The organism is Mesorhizobium sp. M2C.T.Ca.TU.002.02.1.1 (genome assembly GCF_003997225.1).
Genome location: NZ_RZTO01000384.1, coordinates 1 through 5,649 on the forward strand (window position 1 = coordinate 1; position 5,649 = coordinate 5,649).

7 protein-coding genes are annotated in these 5,649 nt (G+C 62.8%); 2 read left to right on the top strand and 5 right to left on the bottom strand.

All coding sequences use genetic code 11. The features are described from left to right. Positions 1–160: 160 nt before the first annotated feature. The gene (gene hppD, locus EOD07_RS19945; RefSeq protein ID WP_127236689.1) at positions 161–1,276 is read right to left on the bottom strand and encodes a 4-hydroxyphenylpyruvate dioxygenase; all 1,116 of its coding nucleotides are present in this window, start codon (positions 1,274–1,276) and stop codon (positions 161–163) included. Positions 1,277–1,414: 138 nt separating this feature from the next. Here hppD and EOD07_RS19950 point away from each other — a divergent pair, with 138 nt between their 5' ends. Next, positions 1,415–1,882 carry an Lrp/AsnC family transcriptional regulator gene (locus EOD07_RS19950; RefSeq protein WP_040986687.1) on the top strand — a complete coding sequence of 156 codons (468 nt, stop codon included), beginning with the start codon at positions 1,415–1,417 and terminating at the stop codon, positions 1,880–1,882. Here EOD07_RS19950 and EOD07_RS19955 read toward each other — a convergent pair. The 4 genes from EOD07_RS19955 to aztA form a co-directional block, all read right to left on the bottom strand. Next, positions 1,879–2,217 carry a TIGR01244 family sulfur transferase gene (locus EOD07_RS19955; RefSeq protein WP_127236690.1) on the bottom strand — a complete coding sequence of 113 codons (339 nt, stop codon included), beginning with the start codon at positions 2,215–2,217 and terminating at the stop codon, positions 1,879–1,881. The genes EOD07_RS19950 and EOD07_RS19955 overlap by 4 nt on opposite strands. 148 nt (positions 2,218–2,365) lie before the next feature. Then, positions 2,366–3,307 (bottom strand): zinc ABC transporter substrate-binding protein AztC, encoded by a 942-nt coding sequence (gene aztC / locus EOD07_RS19960; protein ID WP_127236691.1) that lies wholly within the window; start codon positions 3,305–3,307, stop codon positions 2,366–2,368. 31 nt (positions 3,308–3,338) lie between these two features. After that, positions 3,339–4,214: a zinc ABC transporter permease AztB gene (gene aztB, locus EOD07_RS19965; RefSeq protein ID WP_040986685.1), complete on the bottom strand. Its 876-nt coding sequence runs from the start codon at positions 4,212–4,214 to the stop codon at positions 3,339–3,341. Next, on the bottom strand, positions 4,214–5,038 hold the full coding sequence (gene aztA, locus EOD07_RS19970; protein ID WP_040986555.1) for a zinc ABC transporter ATP-binding protein AztA: 825 nt from the start codon (positions 5,036–5,038) through the stop codon (positions 4,214–4,216). Before aztA ends, aztB begins: the two co-directional genes overlap by 1 nt. A 221-nt stretch (positions 5,039–5,259) precedes the next feature. Here aztA and EOD07_RS19975 point away from each other — a divergent pair, with 221 nt between their 5' ends. Beyond that, positions 5,260–5,604 carry a RidA family protein gene (locus EOD07_RS19975; protein ID WP_040986553.1) on the top strand — a complete coding sequence of 115 codons (345 nt, stop codon included), beginning with the start codon at positions 5,260–5,262 and terminating at the stop codon, positions 5,602–5,604. The last annotated feature ends 45 nt before the right edge of the window (positions 5,605–5,649 follow it).

Sequence of the window (5,649 nt, forward strand, 5' to 3'; positions counted from 1 at the left end):
CAAAACCAAGCCTCGCATGAGGGCTCGGCGCCTCCTGTCAAAATCTCCTGACACGAACTTCTCAAACGCTTCAATCACAAAAAACAAAACCCCGCCGAAATTCGACGGGGTTTGTCAGCAGTCTGAAGGCGGCCTTTAGCCGGCGGTTTGGTTTTCGGCTCTAAGCCGCCTTGCCGTCCAGCTTGATCACGCCGCGCTTGATCTGGTCCTGCTCGATCGACTCGAACAGGGCGCGGAAATTGCCTTCGCCAAAACCTTCGTCGCCCTTCCTCTGGATGAACTCGAAGAAGATCGGCCCGATGACGGTCTTGGAGAAGATCTGCAGCAGGATCTTGGTCATGCCGCCGTCGACCACGCCTTCGCCGTCGATCAGGATGCCGTGCTTCTTCATGCGCTCGATCGGCTCGTCATGGCCATGCACGCGCTCATGCGACATCTCGTAATAGGTGTCGGGCGGGCCGGGCATGAATTTCAGCCCGTTGGCCGCAAGCTTGTCCGTGGCCTCGTAGATGGCGTCGGTGCCGACCGCGATGTGCTGGATGCCCTCGCCATTGTACTTCTTCAGATATTCGGCGATCTGGCTGGTCTCGTCCTTGGATTCGTTCAGTGGAATGCGGATCTTGCCGCAGGGCGAGGTGATGGCTCGGCTGACAAGGCCGGTGATCTTGCCGTCGATGTCGAAGAAATGGATCTGCTTGAAGCCGAACAGGTCGCGGTAGAAGTCCCACCATTTGTCCATGTTGCCGCGATAGACATTGTGGGTGAGGTGGTCGAGGAAGTAGAAGCCGACGCCTTCGGGCTTGGGGTCGCGCTTGCCCAGCCACTCGAACTCGGAATCATAGGCCGAGCCCTTCTCGCCATAGGCCTCGACGAAATAGATGAGCGAGCCGCCGATGCCGACGATGGCCGGCACGTCGAGCGCCTTGTCGGTCCCTTCATAGGGCATGGCGCCCTTCGACACCGCATGGTCGAAGGCGTGCTTGGCGTCGACCACGCGCCACGCCATCGAAGCGGCGCAGGGGCCGTGCTTTTCGACGAACTTCATCGCATGCGAGCCGGGCTCGGCATTGACGACATAGTTGATGTCGCCCTGCCGCCAGACCGTGATGTCCTTGCTGCGGTGCTTCGCCACCGCGACATAGCCCATGCGGGTGAAGAGCTCGGCGAGCTTTGCCGGCTCCGGATGCGCGAACTCGACGAATTCGAAGCCGTCGGTGCCGGCAGGGTTCTGCTTGCTGATCTTGGCGGGTGGAGCGTCGTGCGGGAAGGGGCCCATGGCAGTCCTCCGAAAGCTGTTTTGGCCGGGCTTGACCATCTTCCACCATGATAGCCCGACACCTCCGCACGGTGCTTGCATTCAACCGCTTGAAATGCGCATCATGCGCGCAAACTGTGCGTGAATGGAGAAGAATTCATGGATGATGCGCGCCTCGATCAATTCGACCGCAAGATAATGGCGCTTTTGCAGGACGATGCGCGATTCACCAACAACGATTTGGCGGAGCGTGTGAACCTGTCGCCCTCGCAATGCTCGCGCCGCCGTCTGCGGCTGGAGGAGGACGGCTATATCAAGGGCTATCGCGCGGTGCTCGACCGCGATCGCTTGGGCTTTTCGCTGGTCAACGTCATCTCGGTGACCTTGGCCACCCACAACCGCGACAATGCCCGCCGCTTCGGCGAGCTGGTCGCCCGCCTCCCCGAGGTCCAGGAGGCGCACGCCTTAACGGGAGAGATGGATTACATCCTGAAGGTCGTGACGCCCGACCTCAAATCACTCTCGGAGTTCGTTAACGGCGTGCTCCTGCCGCATGAATCCGTGCAGCACGTGAAGACGGCGATCGTGCTGGAAACACTCAAGGAAACCGGTGCGCTGCCTATTTAGCCGCGCTGCTGCTGGATCAGCCCGTAAAGGTTGGTGCAGCGCGCGCCCGACCGGCAATAGGCGAACACCGGCCCTTCGAGCTCGTCGAGCGCGGCGGCCTGGTCCTCGACATTGTCCATGGTGATCTGGCCGCTGATGACCGGAATGTAGCGGAACGTCAGCCCCGCCGCTTCGGCTGCGGCCTGAACGCTTTCGGCCGAAGGCTGGCCGGGCTGCTCGTCGTCCGGCCGGTTGCAGATCACGCTCTTGAAGCCGGCGTCCTTGATGGCGGCGATATCCTCGGGCTGGATCTGGCCGGAGACCGAATAGTCGTCGCTGATCTGGCGGTATTCCATGGTGTCGTCCTCGCGATCTCTTTGGCGGCAGTCTTGCCACTCCGGGAGAGAGGCGGCAATCCGCGTTGAAGGAATTCCCTGCCAAATAGCGACGACCGATCGAAAAATCCAACCGGGCCGGTGTCGGCCCGGTTGGATGCCGCGTCGCTCAGCTTCCCAGGATCGCGCCTTTGATCTGCGTGATGTTGTTGTGCATCATGTCGATATAGGTCGAGGCCGGGCCGTCCGACCCCGACAGCGCGTCCGAATAGAGCGTGCCGCCGACCTTGATGCCGGTCTCGCCGGCGATCTGCTCGATCAGCCGCGGATTGGTGATGTTCTCGATGAAGATCGCCGCCGCCTTATCCTGCTTGATCTGCTCCACGAGCTTGGCGACGTCCGCGGCCGACGGCTCGGAATCGGTCGAGATGCCCTGAGGCGCCAGGAAGGTCAGCCCGTATTCATGCTCGAAATAGCCGAAGGCGTCATGCGAGGTGATGACGACGCGCTTGGCTTGTGGGATCGACTGGATTGCCGCGTTCACTTCGCCTTCCAGTGCATCGAGCTTGGTGGTGTAGGCGGCGGCGTTGGCCTTGTAGCTGTCGCAGCCCTCGGCGTCGGCCGCGCAGAACGCCTCGGCGATATTCTTCACATAGATCTTGGCATTGGCGATCGATTGGAAGGCGTGCGGGTCGGTGACGGTCTTGCCGCCGCCGGTGTCGGCTTCTTCGGCCGCGTCCGCGTCGGCGAATTCCGGCTTGAAGTCGATTGGGGTGACACCCTTGGTCAGCGTCATGATCGCGGCCTTGGTGGCGCTGGCGTCGACGAGGCGCTGCAGGAAGCCTTCGAAATGCAAGCCGTTGACCAGCACGACGTCGGCGCCTGCCATCGCCACCGCGTCGGCCGGGCTCGGCTCATAGACATGCGCGTCGCCGTCCGGCCCGACGATGGTGGTGATGTTGACCCGGTCGCCGCCGACATTTTTCGCGAAGTCGGCAATGACGGTGAAGCTTGCCACCACTTTCAGCGGTGCCGCGAAAGCGGAGGATGTTGCGAACGCGCTTAATGTTATAACGCTCAACGCCAGCGCGGCACGGAAGGATTTCAACATTGGGGAGAGTCTCCTTGCTTGGGGATTGGGGTCAGGCGGTGCGGTGTCGGTGATGCACGATGCGGGCGCGCAGCACGCCGCGCGTGCCGAACAGGATCGAGCAGAAATAAACGACGCCGGACGAAAGGATGATCGCGGGGCCGGAGGGCAGCGACGCATGGTAGGACAAAAGCAGCCCGGCGATGCAGGAGGCAAAACCGATCAGCACCGCCAGCCCGCACATCGGCTCCACGCGCACGGTCCAGAAGCGGGCCGCCGCGGCGGGCAGCATCATCAGCCCGACCGAGAGCAGCGTGCCGAGCGCCTGGAAGCCGCCGACAAGGTTGAGCACGACAAGCCCGAGGAAGATGAAATGCACCGGGCTGCCCATGCGGCTCACCGAGCGCAGGAACAGCGGATCGAGGCATTCGGCGACCAGCGCGCGCCAGAAGATGGCGAGACAGGCGAGCGTCACCGCCACGATGCCGCCGATCAGGATCAGCGCCTCATTGTTGAGCGCCAGCACCGTGCCGAAGAGCACATGCATGAGGTCGACGCTTGAACCACGGATCGACACCATCAGCACGCCGACGGCCAGCGAAATGAGATAGAAGGCCGCCATCGAGGCGTCCTCGCGTTGGATGGTGAAGCGCGAGACGGCGCCCGCGCCGAGCGCGACGATGATGCCGGCGATCAGCCCGCCGACCGTCATCGGCAGGATCTCGAGCCCATAGAGCAGGAAGCCGGCGGCCGCGCCCGGCAGGATGGCATGCGCCATCGCGTCGCCCGACAGGCTCATGCGCCTGAGCATCAGGAAGACGCCGACCGGGCAGGCGCCGAGCGACAGCATCAGCGAGCCGAACAGCGCCCGCTGCATGAAGGCGAAATCGGCAAAGGGCGCGATGAAGAGGCCGTAGACGAAATCCATCACGCCGCCCTCGGTCCGGAGCCGTGCTGGTGGTCGTGATGGTGATCATGCGCATGATCGTGATGCGCGTGATCATGGCTATGATCATGATCCTCGGGCTCGCACCAGGGCGCGTTCTCTTCCCACGCCTCGTGGAAGCGCCTTGCCTTGAGCAGGTTTTCCGGCCTGAGCGTTTCCTTTGTGTCGCCCCAGGCGACCGGCTGGCGGGCAAGCAGCAGCGTTTCGGGGAAATTCTGCCGCACCAGATCGAGGTCGTGGACGACGACCATGATGGTGCGCTCCTCCCCATGCCAGCGTTTTATCAACTGGATGAGGTCGCCGACCGTCTTGGCGTCGACCGCGTTGAACGGCTCATCGAGCAGGATGAGGTCGGCGTCCTGCAAAAGCACGCGGGCAAACAGCGTGCGCTGCAATTGGCCGCCCGACAACGTGTCGATCGGCCGTTTCTCGAAGCCGCCGAGCCCGACCGCCATCAGCGCCTTGCTGACGGACTCCCGGTCTTCCCGGGTGTAGCGCCCGAGCATACCGCGCTTCGGCCACAGGCCGAGCGAAACCAGGTCGACGACGCGCGCCGGAAAGGAGCGGTCGAGCTCCGACTGCTGCGGCAGATAGGCGGTGCGGACACCCGGCATGCGGACCACCGCGCCTTCCATCGGCTTCAGCACGCCGACAATGCCCTTCATCAGCGTCGACTTGCCCGAACCATTGGCGCCGACCACGGCGGTCAGCGAGCCTTTGCGCACGATGCCATTGAGATGATGGATCGCCGGATGGCTGTTATAGCCAAGCGTCAGGTCGCGGAAGGTCAGGCAGGCATTGGTCATCAAACGTCGGTCCGCGAATTCGAATACGCCGTCGATATGTGATGTTATTACATTAGTCAACATAGCGGTCCGGCGGAATTGTGACACGTCCGGTCAACTCGCCGTGTAGGCGGGCCGTTCGGAACCGGACAATTGGCTCAATTGGTTTCGCGCCCGCCGGCCTTGCCCCGCGCCGGCCCGGACTCTAAAGAGCAACGACTCCCACAACGAAGGAACCTCCAATGAGCATTCGTCGCATCGATGTCGGCCCGCGCATGAGCCAGATCGTCATTCATGGCAACACCGTCTATCTGGCCGGCCAGGTCGGTCAGCCCGGCGGCAACGTCGCATCCCAGACGCGCGACATCCTGAAGACCATCGACGAATTGCTGGCCAAGGCCGGCACCGACAAGACCAAGATCGTGCAGGCGATCATCTGGCTGGACGACATGAAGACCTTTGCCGAGATGAACTCGGAATGGGACAAGTGGGTGCCGCAGGGCCACACCCCGGCGCGCGCCACCGGCGAAGCCAAGCTGGCCGGCCCGGAATATCTGGTCGAGATCATCATCACCGCGGCAATCTGAGCCGTCACTCCCCCTCATCCGGCCGCTTCGCGGCCACCTTCTCCG

Bases quoted from the DNA above. Each gene is read 5' to 3' on its own strand.
- hppD (WP_127236689.1), bottom strand. From the start codon at position 1,276: ATGGGCCCCTTCCCGCACGACGCTCCACCCGCCAAGATCAGCAAGCAG.
- aztA (WP_040986555.1), bottom strand. From the start codon at position 5,038: ATGACCAATGCCTGCCTGACCTTCCGCGACCTGACGCTTGGCTATAAC.
- aztC (WP_127236691.1), bottom strand. From the start codon at position 3,307: ATGTTGAAATCCTTCCGTGCCGCGCTGGCGTTGAGCGTTATAACATTA.
- EOD07_RS19950 (WP_040986687.1), top strand. From the start codon at position 1,415: ATGGATGATGCGCGCCTCGATCAATTCGACCGCAAGATAATGGCGCTT.
- EOD07_RS19975 (WP_040986553.1), top strand. From the start codon at position 5,260: ATGAGCATTCGTCGCATCGATGTCGGCCCGCGCATGAGCCAGATCGTC.
- aztB (WP_040986685.1), bottom strand. From the start codon at position 4,214: ATGGATTTCGTCTACGGCCTCTTCATCGCGCCCTTTGCCGATTTCGCC.
- EOD07_RS19955 (WP_127236690.1), bottom strand. From the start codon at position 2,217: ATGGAATACCGCCAGATCAGCGACGACTATTCGGTCTCCGGCCAGATC.